We start from the raw sequence: 15,547 nt of genomic DNA, 5'->3' as shown, positions 1-15,547 counted from the left end.
CATGACAACATTACTCAATCCGTACTTTGGCGAATTTGGCGGTATGTATGTGCCACAGATTCTGATGCCTGCCCTGCGCCAGCTGGAAGAAGCTTTTGTCAGCGCGCAAAAAGATCCTGAATTTCAGGCGCAGTTTACAGACCTGCTGAAAAACTATGCGGGTCGCCCAACCGCACTGACCAAGTGCCAGAACATTACTCAAGGCACCAACACAACGCTGTATCTCAAGCGTGAAGATTTACTGCACGGCGGCGCGCACAAAACCAACCAGGTGCTGGGTCAGGCGTTGCTGGCGAAGCGCATGGGTAAAACGGAAATTATCGCCGAAACCGGCGCGGGTCAGCACGGGGTTGCATCTGCTCTCGCCAGCGCATTGCTGGGTCTGAAATGCCGTATTTATATGGGTGCGAAAGACGTTGAACGCCAGTCGCCTAACGTTTTCCGTATGCGTCTGATGGGTGCTGAAGTCATCCCGGTTCACAGCGGTTCCGCCACCCTGAAAGATGCCTGTAACGAAGCGCTGCGCGACTGGTCTGGCAGCTACGATACCGCGCACTACATGCTCGGTACGGCGGCTGGCCCGCACCCCTTCCCGACCATTGTGCGTGAGTTCCAGCGCATGATCGGTGAAGAAACCAAGGCGCAGATTCTGGAAAAAGAAGGTCGTCTGCCGGACGCCGTTATCGCCTGCGTGGGCGGCGGTTCTAACGCCATCGGTATGTTCGCCGATTTTATTAATGAAACCAGCGTAGGTCTGATTGGCGTAGAGCCGGGCGGTCACGGAATTGAGTCTGGAGAGCACGGCGCACCGTTGAAGCATGGTCGTGTCGGGATTTACTTCGGCATGAAGTCCCCGATGATGCAGACCGAAGAAGGACAGATCGAAGAGTCTTACTCTATTTCTGCAGGGCTGGACTTCCCATCGGTTGGGCCACAGCACGCGTACCTGAACAGCATTGGCCGCGCAGATTATGTTTCAATCACCGATGATGAAGCACTGGAAGCCTTCAAAACGCTGTGTCTGCACGAGGGAATTATTCCGGCACTGGAGTCCTCCCATGCCCTGGCGCACGCGTTGAAAATGATGCGTGAAAATCCGGAAAAAGAGCAGTTACTGGTGGTTAATCTCTCCGGTCGCGGCGACAAAGACATTTTCACCGTACACGATATTCTGAAAGCGCGAGGGGAAATCTGATGGAACGTTACAAAAACCTGTTTGCACAGCTGAAGGACCGCAAAGAAGGTGCTTTTGTCCCCTTCGTAACCCTGGGCGATCCGTCTGTTGAGCAGTCACTGAAAATCATTGATACGCTGATTGAGGCCGGTGCCGACGCGCTTGAGCTCGGCATTCCTTTCTCCGATCCGCTGGCAGACGGTCCGACCATACAGGAAGCCACCCTGCGAGCGTTTGCCGCCGGCGTTACACCGTCGCAATGCTTTGAAATGCTGGCGCTGATTCGCCAGAAGCATCCGACGATTCCCATTGGGTTGCTGATGTATGCCAACCTGGTCTTCAGCAAGGGCATTGACGAGTTTTATGCCCAGTGCGAAAAAGTGGGTGTGGATTCTGTGTTAGTGGCCGATGTGCCTGTTGAGGAGTCAGCTCCGTTCAGAACTGCAGCGCTCCGCCACAATATTGCACCAATTTTCATCTGCCCTCCGAACGCTGATGAAGAACTGCTACGCCAGATTGCCTCTTATGGCCGTGGCTACACTTATCTGCTTTCACGTGCAGGTGTGACCGGTGCAGAAAATCGTGCGGCATTACCGCTGCATCATCTGGTTGAAAAGCTGAAACAATATGATGCTCCGCCTTCTTTACAGGGCTTTGGTATTTCTGCGCCTGAACAGGTCGCTGGTGCTATTGAAGCCGGTGCTGCCGGCGCAATTTCCGGCTCGGCAATTGTGAAGATCATTGAGAAAAATGTTGCGGCACCGGATCAGATGCTGGCTGAGCTGAAAGCGTTTGTCAGCGCGATGAAAACCGCCACCCAGCAGTAAGTTAAATCAACCGCCAGTGACAGCTGGCGGTTTCACCCTTCTTTCGTGTGCTTCATTCTATACATAGCGCTATCCGCATTCTGAATGGCCACATCCAGTTCATCGTTCACCTCTGCAATTCCCCACGATACTGACAATGGCACGGTATGGCCGTCCACAACGAACACATGACTGGTCACCTGCCCGCTAATACGTTGCGCGATTGCTATAGCGTCAGTTGCCTATGATCGAAACAGCAGGATCATAAATTCATCCCCGCCGGTACGAATCACAATATCGTGGCTGGTGCGGGTGTTTGACAGCATCCTGTTGGCGATAATTTGCAGCGCGCGATCGCCTGCCGCGTGGCCCCAGGTATCATTGACGGCCTTGAATTTATTGCAGTCCAGTAGCACCACCGAACAGTGTGATAAATCCCGACGCTTGATAATGTCGAGTATTCGGCGGTTAAAACAGCCGGTCAGAGTATCGATATAAACCTTGAGGTCGCTTTCATTCAGCCATGATTTGAGTGAGAAACTGATCATGATGAAAAAGAACGGCGCCAGCAGAATCACGATCCCAGCATGTGTGTCGCGTACCATAAAACGACCTAATGATAGCGAATAGTGCAGTGCATATTTCTCCGAAAAATTGCGCACCATAAAGCGGGATTGACTTGTACATTTGCCGGATAAACAGAGACTCTCATGGTTTGTTAAATTCACCAACTCCACGTTCAGCTCCGGTGGAATTTGGTTGTCAAATGCCTGGGCTAACGCTTCCTGCAATTCGGGCTTTGAATGGTCATAGACCAGATAGGCTACGATTTGGTCTGATATCTCTTTGCCAGACAGATCGTAGATATAACTCACCACGCTGTAAGCTTTTTCACCGGTAATTTTATCGGTATAAAAATTCGTCGAACTAAGCGCTTTGTTTTTGACGTTTTTTTGCAGTAATCGGGTATAGAAATCGACGGGCGGGTAGAAAAATTGAGTGATATCCCGCGCCATTTCAGAATTTGAGAAACTGAAATTGCGTGAATCGGAAGCCATAAACCAGTAAAAATAATCTGAATTTTTGGCGATGATATAACGATGTGCATCGAAGCTGCCCGGGTTTAGCTCATTGACCATACCGCGAATAAATTCAGCCGCCGTATACATACACAGCGCGTTGTGACTGGTTTGCTGGGCAACCATTGTCCCCGTCGCCGAATGCAGTCGCTTTGGATCGGCGTTAATTCCCCATTCATCCTCATCCCGGAGAACAAATTTTGAAATATCGCCGCATTGTTCCCCCGTTTTGATATGGTGATAACGCTCACCAATCGCATCGGCGATCAGCTCGTTATCGTTAAAAATGTCCATCATACGCGCTTGCAGGCGGTTAACACCTTCACTGGCTGCAGCCATTCGCTGTTCATAAATAATAAACAGAAACAACGAAGTAAATATCAACGTAATGAGCCCTGATACCAGCAGTGCCTGCCTGTTTCTGAGCTTATCCTGCACAATCTTCACGAGTCCACCCTGATAGTTAACAGTATTGCCAAATCGGTTACCCGTTTATGTTGTTGCATAACAGCGTTGTACGTTGATAGAGAATGTTTGCCACCCCGAAGCAGGTAAGTTGATGTAGCCCGCAGTCGCGCGCTTAGGTTACAGATTTATACATTAAAAACACATATTTGTTAACATAAGCGCAAACTAATCATCACCTTCGATAGGATATCCTGCCCGCCGGATGGCCTCGCGGCAGTCGTTTACGCCTGCGGCATAGCCCGCCTCAATCTCACAAACCGGACTTGCGCTGCAATAAGGTAGTGTAACCGGAGTCGCAATAATTTTCTCCAGCGCCTCAATTTTATCCATGTAAAGCAATAACTCACGTGCAGCACTCACGGCAAACGCTGCCGTTTGATCTTCGGAGAACGGTTCCAGAAGTGTGATTTTTTGCTGTAGCAGATGGCGGGTCAACATCATCAGCACTACCCTCAAAGTTGGTTTGCTTAAAGAGTAGCACTACATCAAAGGGGAGAAAGGCTCGATGTTTTCCCCAGAATTTTTAAATGAAGAACGAGGGGAATGTTTCCTGGTTGCTAACTACTGTCAGGCATGCTCGGAATCTATACAGTTCAATCATCCTGGTTGTGCAGCTATTAATTAAGTTGACTTCAAAAAGTCCCTTGCGAGACACTGCTTTAAAGCATACCAAATATGGGTGAACTTGTTGAGACATCTGTTGATTAAATTAGTTGTGTTAAGCGTTGGATTTTTAAGCGCTGGGGACATACTGGCAAATACTCCGGAACAGGTAGTCACCGCTTTCCAGAGGGATTATAAATATTGGAATGACCAGTCATTCCAGAGAAATCAGAACGATGGAAAGCAAGAAGTTATGCTCCAGGCCCAGAAGGGTTGGAATGAGCTTTTGAAAAAATATACAAAACCTGGTTTTCAGGGCGAGCCTATAGCTTTTGGTTCTGAGTCTAGTCATGACCCTGAGCAAGAGAAGATCATATCGGTTCAGATTACTGAAAAAATAGCGGTCGTAACGACCAAATTATCAAGGCAGTATTATTCACCTATTTATGAATATCAATTGTCCAAAGAAAATGATACCTGGTATCTATCTCAGATCTTTTTAGTTGATGACGATGGAAAATATCCGAGTTTGTAATAACAGTGTACTTGTACTCATTGTTTCCATACTGCCTGAGACTGTCAATCGCTGGACGACTCTGAGCGTGAAGCGGACCAGACTATCTGATGAAAAGTCTGATGAAAAGCTTCACTCATACTGTCGGGACAGCGATAAGCGAGGAACTCACGTTGTGCTTGCATCAGGATGACCTGGAATGATGGAGTTAACATCTCAATTGTTCATAGCGGCGCTGAGTGGATGCAGGATATCGCGGGGCGTATTGGACGTATAACGTTTATCGCGTACCTAAGAAGTTAAGGCCAGACATTCTTCTTCATAACAACCCTATGAGTTAAAAAAATCTGCCATAATGACAGATTCTTTTAATCTATCATTAGAGATTTGCAACGTTATGATATACTTTTTGAACATCATCGTCATCTTCAAGGGCATCAACAAGCCCTGCAAAGACTTCTAAATCTTCTGGTGAAAGTTCAATTTCTGATTGAGCAATCATCTCTAATTCTGTGGTAGTGAATTCAGTAATCCCTGCGGCTTTTAAAGCAGCAATGCCTTTGTGAAGATCTGTAGATTCCGTATAAATAACGATGTTTCCTTCTTCTTCGGTTACATCACGAACATCTACTTCAGCATTAAGCAAAATTTCAAAAATGTGGTCAGGATCTGTCCCTTCAAATACAATCACTCCGGTATTGTCAAACATATAGCTGACAGAACCAGCCGCTCCGATATTCCCGCCTTTTTTATTAAAAATTGAGCGGACATTAGCAATCGTACGGTTAACATTTGAAGTCAATGTTTCAGCGATAATCAGTGAGCCACTGGGACCAAAGCCTTCATAACGCCCTTGCACGAACGTTTCATCGCTGCCGCCTTTGGCTTTATCAATAGCTTTATCAATAACGTGTTTTGGAACCTGCGCTTGTTTAGCACGTTCAATAACGAATTTTAAAGATGTATTTAATTCTGGGTCTGGTTCGCCTTGTTTAGCAGCAGCATAAATTTCTACACCGAATTTTGCATATACATTAGACGTTGCTCCGTCTTTAGCTGTTTTTTTAGCAACAATATTTGCCCACTTACGTCCCACTGGAATGATCTCCTCAAAAATTCATTTACATAGCCGACAGGTAAATAACCTAGCATTACATTATATCATGGCGTATAAATCCTCGTCCATGAAAAATAAAATATCCAAATTTTACGATATGTTACTTTAATTTTATCAATAGTTAACATTTTGGATAAATTATCCCCTGACTATCTTCAGGTTTTTTGTGCGTAATAAATGAACCGCAACAATAATGCATAAGAGAAGAGAAACAAAAGTGATATTCCAGATAAACACACTTGCTATTAAAGTTAGCGCAGTACTGCTTATAGCGAGGTATCGACACACAAATTTTGTCAGGCCAGAGGCGCAAAATAATGGCCGTTCAAGACAACGACACGTGTGGAAAAGAATGGAAAAACTGGCCATTTGATGACCAGTTTTGCAGGGGGTTTGCAGAAAAACTTAAAAACGATAACCCGCAGAGAACATAAACACCCACGGATCAAGGCGTACGCTGTCTCGCTGCTGTACACCGCCCATTTTATAGCTTGCGGTGGTGTCGATATCCATGTACCACACCGACATGTTAATCAGCCAGTCACGGTTAATCAGATAGTCCATACCAACTTGCCCTGCTGCGCCCCAGGAATCTTTCAGACTCAGGTCCGATAACCCTGTTTCTTTACCGTTATCGTTAAAGCCTTCATCGAAGAAGGTCGTGTAGTTCACCCCAACACCTACGTACGGACGCAGTTTACTGCTGGAGTCACCGAAGTACCACTGCGCCATTAACGTCGGCGGTAAATGATGTACGGTGGCAATATCACCCGTTGCAGCAGTGCCGATTTTATGGCGGAACGGCGTAGCTGCCAGTAATTCAACACCGATATTGTCGGTTGCCATGTAGGTAAATGTCAGACCCAACTGCGTGTTATTGCTGACATCAAAGCCACCTAAGCTGCCCAGCGTACCACCTGCACCTTCCGTCGGCCTGACGGTGGCAGAACCTGCACGAATAAAGAACTCTCCAGCTTCATGCGCAAATGCGTTACCAGAGAGAAGAGTTGTTAAAGCCAATGCTGCAACTGTTAATTTTTTCATGTCCGCTCCATCGTTATGGTTATAAAAGCGGAACGAATATACCCACATTGGAGTAATAAGTGATCTAACATGGATCACATTGACTTTGATAATTTAACATTTATTGATCCAGATTAAGTTAGAACTTGCATTCAAAATCCTGGTTAAATTAATTCAGATCAATTTTGATATATTTTCAATGTGCAAGTACCTCCAGCTCATTGCTGATGGGTGATGGATATCTGCTCGTGATGCGCAGATAACAAACAGCGTTCATGCACGACGCTGAAGTCATAGCTAAAAATTACTGCAGCTTTACAAAGATATGCTTTTCCATACATCGCGCGATGCTGCCACTGTAGAGTTATCCAGGGTACAATTGCCCGCAAATGAACACCTGCAAAACTCAAGGAGAGTGCATGTCTATCACGGCGAAGTCCGTTTACCGTGACACGGGAAACTTTTTCCGTAATCAATTCATTACCATCTTGCTGGTATCGTTGTTGTGCGCGTTTATCACAGTGGTGTTAGGGCATGCCTTTTCCCCCACTGACGCACAAATTGCGCAACTCAGTGAAGGCGATCAGTTAACCAGTAGCGTGGGGCTGTTCGATCTGGTGCAAAACATGACCCCGGAGCAGCAGCAAATTTTGCTACGCGCTTCCGCGGCGTCGACGTTTTCCGGTCTGATTGGTAATGCCATTCTCGCCGGGGGAGTCATCCTGATGATTCAGCTGATTTCAGCAGGTCATCGGGTCAGCGCATTACGCGCCATCGGTGCCAGTGCGCCAGTGTTGCCAAAGCTGTTTATTCTGATTTTTTTGACTACTCTGCTGGTGCAAATCGGTATTATGCTGGTTGTTGTTCCCGGTATTCTGCTGGCGATCCTGCTGGCACTCGCACCGGTGATGTTGGTACAGGACAAAATGGGTGTCTTTGCCGCGATGCGCAACAGTATGCGTCTGGCGTGGTCGAATATGCGACTGGTTGCGCCGGCAGTGATCGGTTGGTTGCTGGCAAAAACGCTGCTGTTGCTTTTTGCGCCAAGTTTTGCAGTACTTACGCCGAATGTAGGCGCGGTATTGGCGAATACGCTGAGCAATATGATCTCCGCCGTGTTGCTGATCTATTTGTTCCGCCTGTACATGCTGATTCGCCAATAAACCCTGAACGCATTCCGGGCTTGTACCCGGTGCTTTTGATGACGGAATCGAAGAATGAAGCAGTTTCTTGATTTTTTACCGCTGGTTGTCTTTTTTGCTTTTTATAAGCTTTATGACATCTATGCGGCGACCTCGGCGCTGATTGTCGCGACGGCTGTAGTGTTGATTTACAGCTGGGTTCGCTATCGCAAGGTCGAGAAGATGGCGTTAATCACCTTTGTCCTGGTGGCCGTATTTGGTGGCCTGACTATTTTTTTCCACAACGATGAATTCATTAAGTGGAAAGTAACGGTGATTTACGGGCTGTTTGCTGGTGCTCTGCTGGTTAGCCAGTGGGTAATGAAAAAGCCGCTAATTCAGCGCATGTTAGGTAAAGAGCTGACCCTGCCGCAGCCGGTGTGGTCGAAACTTAATTTAGCCTGGGCCGTCTTTTTCATCCTGTGTGGTCTGGCGAATATCTATATTGCATTTTGGCTACCGCAGAACATTTGGGTCAACTTCAAAGTGTTCGGCCTGACCGCCCTGACTTTATTCTTTACGCTGCTGAGTGGAGTCTATATTTACCGTCATCTGCCGCAAGAAGATAAATCGTAATACATGCTCGCCAGATCTGCGGATCTGGCGAATTTTTATCCCCTCGCGTTCCATTGTGCTGACAACCTGGCTTACATCTGCTCTGCACGCCGCATCCCCTCTATTCTCAACGCACAAATTCTAGTAGCATCGCGCCTGTAATCTTTCTCTATAGTCGGTTCTACAATGACAACAACGAATAACACTCCCCAGGGTGAACTGGTTTTACGTACTCTGGCCATGCCTGCAGATACCAACGCGAATGGTGATATTTTTGGCGGTTGGCTGATGTCACAAATGGATATAGGTGGCGCGATTCAGGCCAAAGAGATCGCACATGGTCGTGTGGTAACGGTGCGGGTTGAAGGAATGAGCTTTTTGCGGCCGGTCGCCGTAGGTGATGTAGTGTGTTGTTACGCGCGCTGTGTGAAACGCGGGACAACCTCAATCAGCATCAATATTGAAGTTTGGGTGAAGAAAGTCGCTTCTGAACCTATTGGGCAGCGCTATAAAGCCACCGAAGCTCTGTTTATCTACGTTGCCGTTGATAAAGACGGGAAACCGCGTCCAATTCCCACGTTGGCCTGATAGCACACGCCAGTAATGCTATCCGGCAATCATCACTCTTGATCATTGCCGGACGGCCTGATGCTTACTCGATTTGCGTTGTGCCGTTTAATTTGAAAACAATATTCACCACGAGTCCGGAACCGGGTTTACCTGCCTCATAACGCCATCTACGCATCGCATTTTTCACTTCACGCTCAAACATATTGGCAGGCTGTGCAGACAGGATCTCCACATTTTCAACCCGACCATCCGGCGTTACGTTAAATTTGACCTTTACCCGTCCTTCAATGCGCAGCGCCTGAGCTCGCGCCGGATACTGAGGCTGATTACGGCTTAAAGCGCGTGGACCTGATGGCGCACTGACCACCGGTTTGCTGGTAGTTGCCGGCGCGGTATTGGTCATTGTGCGAGTAGGTGCCGTATTTTCCAGTGGGGAGGCCGGGCGCGGTTCTGCTGGTTTAACATCGCGTTTCGGTTGCTCTTCCACCTTTTTCACCGGTTTTGGCTTCGGTTTAGGCTTGGGCTTCGGTTTTTCAATCACCACCGGTGCCTCTTTTGGTGGCTCTGGAATCGGTTCTGGTTCCGGTTCAGGCTCGACAACGGGTTCCGGCGGCGGCTGAACGGCCTGAGGCGGTTCAAGGTCGGCAGGCGCGACCATCGTGACAGAGATCGGCTGCGCTGGCGCAGGCAGTTCAATAACCTGATGTACCGAGGTATACAGCAAACCAGCCACTACGGCACCATGAATGCCGACAGACAGTAACGTTGGCCAGGGAAAGCGACGAGGTAAATCAAGGGTCATTGAAGTCATAATCGTTTCAGTAAAAAAACCAGGCCCTGATTTTAAATGCAAATAGCAATCATATTCAATAAGCCCGTGGCGGTAACTGACATTTAAAACGCGATTTTATGATAAAAAACCGCTTTCAGAGTATGGCCTTAACATATCAGTTATCTTTCCGTTGCAGTTGTTAGGCCTTTCCAATAACGTTATTAACGACTTTTACCGTTCAAGGAGCTCTACCCGTGCTGTATGTTATTTACGCTCAAGATATCGCAGACTCTCTCGAAAAACGTCTCTCCGTGCGCCCTGCTCATCTGGCTCGCCTGCAACTCCTTCATGACGAAGGTCGGTTGCTCACGGCGGGCCCCATGCCAGCGGTCGATAGTAACGATCCCGGTGCGGCGGGTTTTACCGGCTCGACGGTGATTGCCGAATTTGAATCTTTGGAGGCGGCACAGGCGTGGGCGGAAGCCGATCCGTATGTCGCGGCGGGCGTGTATGCGCAGGTTTCAGTAAAACCGTACAAAAAAGTATTTTAAAAACAGAACGCAAAGCAGACATTGGGCACCGCCAGCGGTGCCCTTTTGGGATCAGATGCTGTGGATCGCAAACAACAACGAGTTACGCTGGTGGTTGAGAATGCACTTTCTGATAGTGTGGATACGCATATTACGACGCGATTGTCCTTCAAGCCAACGTGCTTTACGGCGGCTAGCCTGACGCAGCATCCGCCAGCGTCCCACTTCCGTTCTACTACGCTTCATGTTTACTACTCTTTCAGTCACTGAGCGGCCATTATAACGCCAGACCGAATGCAGACCAGTGGTTTTCCCTTGTTTTTATTTGCCAGATTAATCCTGATGCGTAAACTCTTAACAATACGCTTTCAAAAGGATTTTTAAATTTATGACAACCTTCTACACCGTGGTGAGTTGGCTGGTCATTCTGGGTTACTGGGTACTCATTGCTGGCGTAACATTACGCATTCTAATGAAACGACGCGCAGTGCCCTCCGCAATGGCCTGGCTGTTGATCATCTATATTCTGCCATTGGTAGGGATCATTGCTTATCTGTCCTTTGGTGAACTCCACCTGGGTAAGCGACGTGCCGAACGCGCCCGGGCCATGTGGCCGTCAACGGCCAAATGGCTGAACGACCTCAAAGCCTGCAAGCATATTTTTGCCCAGGAAAACAGCAGCGTAGCCTCTTCGTTATTTAAACTGTGCGAGCGCCGTCAGGGAATAGCCGGGGTTAAGGGAAACCAACTGCAGTTGCTCACCAGTTCAGATGACGTGATGCAGGCGCTGATCCGTGATATTCAACTGGCGCGCCACAACATCGAAATGGTGTTCTACATATGGCAGCCTGGCGGTATGGCCGATCAGGTAGCCGAGTCGTTAATGGCTGCCGCGAGACGTGGCATTCACTGTCGCCTGATGCTGGACTCCGCTGGCAGCGTGGCGTTCTTTCGCAGCCCTTGGGCGGCGATGATGCGTAACGCAGGTATCGAGGTTGTAGAAGCGCTGAAGGTGAACCTGATGCGTGTATTTTTACGCCGTATGGACCTGCGTCAGCACCGCAAAATGATCATGATAGATAACTACATTGCTTATACCGGCAGCATGAACATGGTCGACCCGCGTTTCTTCAAACAGGATGCGGGTGTCGGGCAATGGGTTGATTTAATGGCGAGAATGGAAGGTCCTGTCGCCACTGCTATGGGCATTGTCTATTCCTGCGACTGGGAAATTGAGACCGGAAAGCGCATTTTGCCTCCGCCACCAGACGTCAATATCATGCCGTTTGAGCAGGCCAGCGGCCACACCATTCACACTATCGCCTCGGGACCTGGTTTCCCTGAAGATTTGATTCATCAGGCGCTGCTAACCGCTGCTTATTCAGCGCGTGAATATTTAATTATGACCACCCCCTACTTCGTCCCCAGCGACGATCTGTTGCACGCGATCTGCACGGCAGCGCAGCGTGGGGTTGACGTCAGTATCATTCTTCCACGTAAAAATGACTCCCTGCTGGTTGGCTGGGCAAGCCGGGCCTTTTTCACCGAGCTGCTGGCAGCTGGCGTTAAAATTTATCAGTTCGAAGGTGGCTTGCTGCACACCAAGAGCGTACTGGTCGATGGCGAGCTGAGCCTGGTCGGGACGGTTAACTTGGATATGCGCAGCCTGTGGCTCAATTTTGAAATCACGCTGGTCATTGATGATGCCGGATTCGGTGGCGATCTCGCGGCAGTGCAGGATGATTATATTTCGCGTTCACGCCTGCTTGATGCCCGTTTGTGGGTAAAACGACCACTCTGGCAGAGGATAGCAGAGCGACTGTTTTACTTCTTTAGTCCGTTGCTGTAAAACGTGCCCATCAGACAGTAAACAGGTAGTCATTATGGATATGGATTTGAACAATCGCCTGACCGAAGACGAAACGCTTGAGCAGGCTTACGACATTTTTCTCGAACTGGCTGCGGACAATCTGGATCCAGCCGACATCATTCTGTTCAATTTGCAGTTTGAAGAGCGTGGCGGTGCCGAGTTGTTCGATCCGGCAGAAGATTGGCAGGAGCATGTAGATTTTGACCTGAACCCTGACTTCTTTGCCGAGGTGGTGATTGGTCTGGCAGATACAGAAGACGGCGAGATTAACGATATTTTTGCGCGCGTTTTATTATGTCGCGAAAAAGATCATAAGCTCTGCCATATTCTCTGGCGCGAATAATCAAACAAAAAAGCTGCTCTCGCAGCTTTTTTCATTTTTAGCCCGGTAGTTTACTTCCGCAGCGGTTACAAAATTGCGCACTATGTTCGTGCTGCGCCTGCTGGCACTGCGGACATTTTCGTTGGTGCCCGCGCTGCTGGAACGCACTGCTCATGTGCGTGGTAATCAATCCCGTCGGTATTGCAATCACCGAGTAACCAATCAGGATAAGCACAGACGCCACCATGCGCCCCAACGGTGTGTGTGGCGTGATATCGCCATAGCCGACGGTGGTTACAGTAACAATCGCCCAATACACCGACGCATTCAGCGTAGTAAACCCATATTTTGGCCCTTCAATCAGATACATCATCGCGCCAAAAACCACCATCAGAATGGCGATAAAGGAATAGAACAACATCAGCTGATGTCGGGCGCTTTTTAACGCATTCCAGAACACCCGTAAAGAAGGCATAAAGCGCAGCAGCTTGAGAATACGCAGGACGCGAAGGACACGCATCGCCCGCCAGGCGAAAACATAACTCAGACTGATTTCCGGCCATAGCCACATCACATACAGCGGCAGAATGGTAGCAAGGTCAATTATCCCCCAGAAGCTGAACACATATTTAGCGGGGTTGGCCCAGCAACATAAGCGCAGAAGATATTCGAGGGTGAAGACCAGAGTAATAAAGATCTCCAGCCAGACAAAAACGCGCCATTCCTCAAAGGTTAAATGGTATTGCGTCCCTACTCCGGACTCAATGAAGATAACGATAACGCTGAGCAAGGCAAATAGTGCGCACATACCTTCAAAGCGACGCCCTGAACGGGTATTTAAATCAAATAATTTGCGATAGAGCGCACGGCGGACAGAAGAGACTAAACCTGGCACAGATACCTCACCAAAAAAAGGGCTGACCTTTGTCAGCCCTCAGGATTATAGCGGGTCTACTTTCAGGCAGGAAACTGCATGTCGGAAACTTCCTTCCAGAACCGGGCGCGTTTTTGCGCATTCCGGTCCAGCAATCGGGCAGCGCGTACGGAACACACAACCGGAAGGAGGATTAATCGGGGACGGTAACTCGCCTTCCAGCAACTGAATAACCTTATTCCTTTCCTGATCCGGATCGGGGATCGGCACCGCAGACATCAGCGCTTTGGTATAAGGATGCAGCGGGTTATGGTACACCTCATCATAGGTCCCTAATTCCACCGCATGTCCGAGATACATAACCAACACACGGTCAGAGATATGTTTAACCACCGCGAGGTCGTGGGCAATGAAGATTAACGATAATCCCATTTCTCGCTGAAGCTGTTGCAGCAGGTTAACCACCTGGGCCTGGATTGACACGTCCAACGCCGAAACGGGTTCATCGCAGATAATCAACTTCGGTTCGAGGATCAGCGCGCGGGCAATACCAATACGCTGACACTGGCCACCGGAAAACTCATGTGGGTAGCGGTTAATCAGGTTGGGCAGTAATCCTACCTTCATCATCATCGCCTTCACACGGTCGCGGACTTCCTGACCAGGAAGATTCGGATGATAAGTTCGCAGCGGTTCGGCAATGATTTCACCAATGGTCATGCGCGGGTTTAACGATGCCAGCGGATCCTGGAAAATCATCTGGATATCGCTGCGAACTTCCCGCCACTCATCGGGTTTCATGCCCAGTAAATCTTTACCCAGCCAGGCAACCTTTCCATCGGTGGCCTTCACCAGGCCGATAATCGCACGGGCAAAGGTCGATTTCCCGCAGCCTGATTCACCGACCACGCCCAGGGTTTCGCCCTCATACAGTCGCAGGGTTACGCCATCAACCGCCTTCAGGGTTTTAGTCGGTTGCCAGAACCACTGTTTGCCATCTTTAATATCAAAATGGACTTTAAGGTCGGCAATCTCAAGGAGCACTTTACGTTGTTCGGTCACCGCATTCATACCAGTTCCTCCACCGGCTTAAAGCAGGCACGCAGGCGGCCTGGACTAAACTCCTCCAGTGGCGGAGCACTGCTACAGATTTCCATCGCATGCGGGCAACGCGGCTGGAATGGACAGCCTTTTGGTAGACGCAGCAGGTTCGGTGGGTTACCTGGTATAGTGAGCATCTCTTCCCCTTCTGCATCCAGACGAGGTACGGCATTTAGCAAACCAATCGAATACGGATGAACGGGCTTATAAAAGACATCCCGCGCACTGCCGTATTCCATAGTACGTCCGGCGTACATCACCAGGACTTTATCGCAAATACCGGCAACAACCCCCAGATCGTGGGTGATCATGATAATCGCGGTGTTGAATTCGCTTTTCAGTTCATTCAGCAGCGTCATAATTTGCGCCTGTACCGTTACATCAAGCGCAGTGGTCGGTTCATCGGCTATCAGTAATTTGGGCCTGCACAACAGTGCCATGGCGATCATTACGCGCTGACGCATACCACCGGAGAATTCATGCGGATACATTTTCATACGCTTACGCGCTTCCGGCATCTTCACCGCATCCAGCATTCTGACTGACTCTTCAAAAGCTTCCGCTTTGCTCATGCCTTTATGCAGCATCAGAACTTCCATCAACTGCTCCCCGACCCGCATGTATGGATTGAGGGACGTCATCGGGTCCTGGAAAATCATCGAGATTTGCTCGGCGCGCAGTTTGTTCAGTTCACGTTCCGGTAAATTCAGAATTTCACGCCCGTTGAACGTTGCGGAGCCCCCGATACGACCATTTGTCGCCAACAGGCCCATCAGGGCAAAGGCCGTTTGCGATTTACCCGAACCGGACTCCCCGACAATACCCAACGTTTCTCCGGCTCGCAGAGAAAAGTTTAAATCGTTGACCGCAGTAACATCGCCGTCGGGGGTAGCAAACGTCACGCGCAGATCTTTTACGTTCAGCAGTGCGTTAGCCTGTTGTTGCGCGAGCGGCGCGGTTGAGGTTTCAATTACGCTCATGGCTGCAC

The 15,547-nt window shown here is 49.0% G+C and carries 17 protein-coding genes and 2 pseudogenes; 10 read left to right on the top strand and 9 right to left on the bottom strand.

The features are described 5' to 3' along the window. The first annotated feature begins 1 nt into the window (after position 1). Positions 2 to 1,195 (top strand): tryptophan synthase subunit beta, encoded by a 1,194-nt coding sequence (gene trpB / locus IB222_RS10800; protein ID WP_003020645.1) that lies wholly within the window; start codon positions 2 to 4, stop codon positions 1,193 to 1,195. Continuing rightward, on the top strand, positions 1,195 to 2,001 hold the full coding sequence (trpA, locus tag IB222_RS10795) for a tryptophan synthase subunit alpha (protein ID WP_149384847.1): 807 nt from the start codon (positions 1,195 to 1,197) through the stop codon (positions 1,999 to 2,001). Before trpB ends, trpA begins: the two co-directional genes overlap by 1 nt. Positions 2,002 to 2,033: 32 nt before the next feature. On the opposite strand, the pseudogene IB222_RS10790 reads toward trpA, so the two are convergent. Further along, a pseudogene (locus IB222_RS10790) lies at positions 2,034 to 3,506 on the bottom strand (GGDEF domain-containing protein). 186 nt (positions 3,507 to 3,692) lie between these two features. Further along, a complete protein-coding gene (locus IB222_RS10785) occupies positions 3,693 to 3,968 on the bottom strand; it encodes a hypothetical protein (protein WP_003833349.1) in 276 nt (91 codons plus the stop codon). Between the two features lie 259 nt (positions 3,969 to 4,227). On the opposite strand from IB222_RS10785, the gene IB222_RS10780 reads away from it, so the two are divergent. Beyond that, complete coding sequence (locus IB222_RS10780) at positions 4,228 to 4,665, top strand: hypothetical protein (RefSeq protein WP_223240868.1); 438 nt, start codon at positions 4,228 to 4,230, stop codon at positions 4,663 to 4,665. A 358-nt stretch (positions 4,666 to 5,023) separates the two neighbouring features. On the opposite strand, the gene IB222_RS10775 is transcribed toward IB222_RS10780, so the two are convergent. Next, a complete protein-coding gene (locus tag IB222_RS10775) occupies positions 5,024 to 5,740 on the bottom strand; it encodes a YebC/PmpR family DNA-binding transcriptional regulator (RefSeq protein WP_063940825.1) in 717 nt (238 codons plus the stop codon). Positions 5,741 to 6,166: 426 nt separating this feature from the next. Further along, a complete protein-coding gene (ompW, locus tag IB222_RS10770) occupies positions 6,167 to 6,805 on the bottom strand; it encodes an outer membrane protein OmpW (RefSeq protein ID WP_003833354.1) in 639 nt (212 codons plus the stop codon). 292 nt (positions 6,806 to 7,097) lie between these two features. On the opposite strand from ompW, the pseudogene IB222_RS10765 reads away from it, so the two are divergent. From IB222_RS10765 to yciA, 4 genes and pseudogenes are all read left to right on the top strand, one after another. After that, a pseudogene (locus tag IB222_RS10765) lies at positions 7,098 to 7,175 on the top strand (YkgJ family cysteine cluster protein); the annotation flags it as partial. A 28-nt stretch (positions 7,176 to 7,203) separates the two neighbouring features. Continuing rightward, complete coding sequence (locus IB222_RS10760; protein ID WP_003020663.1) at positions 7,204 to 7,947, top strand: YciC family protein; 744 nt, start codon at positions 7,204 to 7,206, stop codon at positions 7,945 to 7,947. Between the two features lie 54 nt (positions 7,948 to 8,001). Beyond that, positions 8,002 to 8,541 carry a septation protein A gene (locus IB222_RS10755; RefSeq protein ID WP_003020667.1) on the top strand — a complete coding sequence of 180 codons (540 nt, stop codon included), beginning with the start codon at positions 8,002 to 8,004 and terminating at the stop codon, positions 8,539 to 8,541. 165 nt (positions 8,542 to 8,706) lie between these two features. Then, a complete protein-coding gene (gene yciA, locus IB222_RS10750; protein ID WP_003020670.1) occupies positions 8,707 to 9,108 on the top strand; it encodes an acyl-CoA thioester hydrolase YciA in 402 nt (133 codons plus the stop codon). 64 nt (positions 9,109 to 9,172) lie between these two features. Here the strand turns inward: yciA and tonB are convergent, their stop codons facing one another. After that, positions 9,173 to 9,901, bottom strand: a complete 729-nt coding sequence (gene tonB, locus IB222_RS10745) for a TonB system transport protein TonB (protein WP_168150127.1) — start codon at positions 9,899 to 9,901, stop codon at positions 9,173 to 9,175. 215 nt (positions 9,902 to 10,116) lie between these two features. On the opposite strand from tonB, the gene IB222_RS10740 reads away from it, so the two are divergent. Further along, positions 10,117 to 10,413, top strand: a complete 297-nt coding sequence (locus IB222_RS10740) for a YciI family protein (protein ID WP_003020675.1) — start codon at positions 10,117 to 10,119, stop codon at positions 10,411 to 10,413. Positions 10,414 to 10,464: 51 nt separating this feature from the next. Here the strand turns inward: IB222_RS10740 and IB222_RS10735 are convergent, their stop codons facing one another. Beyond that, positions 10,465 to 10,638, bottom strand: coding sequence for a YciY family protein (locus IB222_RS10735; RefSeq protein WP_003020684.1), 174 nt, complete (start codon positions 10,636 to 10,638; stop codon positions 10,465 to 10,467). A 142-nt stretch (positions 10,639 to 10,780) separates the two neighbouring features. Here IB222_RS10735 and cls point away from each other — a divergent pair, with 142 nt between their 5' ends. Together cls and IB222_RS10725 are read left to right on the top strand one after the other, a co-directional pair. Beyond that, positions 10,781 to 12,241 (top strand): cardiolipin synthase, encoded by a 1,461-nt coding sequence (gene cls / locus IB222_RS10730; protein WP_003020687.1) that lies wholly within the window; start codon positions 10,781 to 10,783, stop codon positions 12,239 to 12,241. Between the two features lie 34 nt (positions 12,242 to 12,275). Beyond that, a complete protein-coding gene (locus tag IB222_RS10725; protein ID WP_003020691.1) occupies positions 12,276 to 12,605 on the top strand; it encodes an HI1450 family dsDNA-mimic protein in 330 nt (109 codons plus the stop codon). Between the two features lie 37 nt (positions 12,606 to 12,642). On the opposite strand, the gene IB222_RS10720 is transcribed toward IB222_RS10725, so the two are convergent. From IB222_RS10720 to oppD, 3 genes are read right to left on the bottom strand one after another with little or no spacing between them, the layout of a single operon-like run. Then, entirely contained in the window at positions 12,643 to 13,479 is an 837-nt protein-coding gene (locus tag IB222_RS10720) for an ion transporter (protein ID WP_003833361.1), read from the bottom strand. A 45-nt stretch (positions 13,480 to 13,524) separates the two neighbouring features. After that, complete coding sequence (gene oppF, locus IB222_RS10715) at positions 13,525 to 14,529, bottom strand: murein tripeptide/oligopeptide ABC transporter ATP-binding protein OppF (RefSeq protein ID WP_003833363.1); 1,005 nt, start codon at positions 14,527 to 14,529, stop codon at positions 13,525 to 13,527. Then, complete coding sequence (oppD, locus tag IB222_RS10710) at positions 14,526 to 15,539, bottom strand: murein tripeptide/oligopeptide ABC transporter ATP-binding protein OppD (protein WP_149384846.1); 1,014 nt, start codon at positions 15,537 to 15,539, stop codon at positions 14,526 to 14,528. The genes oppF and oppD overlap by 4 nt, the downstream gene beginning before the upstream one ends. Between the last annotated feature and the right edge of the window lie 8 nt (positions 15,540 to 15,547).

It is taken from the genome of Citrobacter sp. C13 (assembly GCF_014596815.2).
GTDB lineage: Bacteria > Pseudomonadota > Gammaproteobacteria > Enterobacterales > Enterobacteriaceae > Citrobacter > Citrobacter portucalensis.
This window is presented reverse-complemented; position numbering and strand designations above follow the sequence as displayed.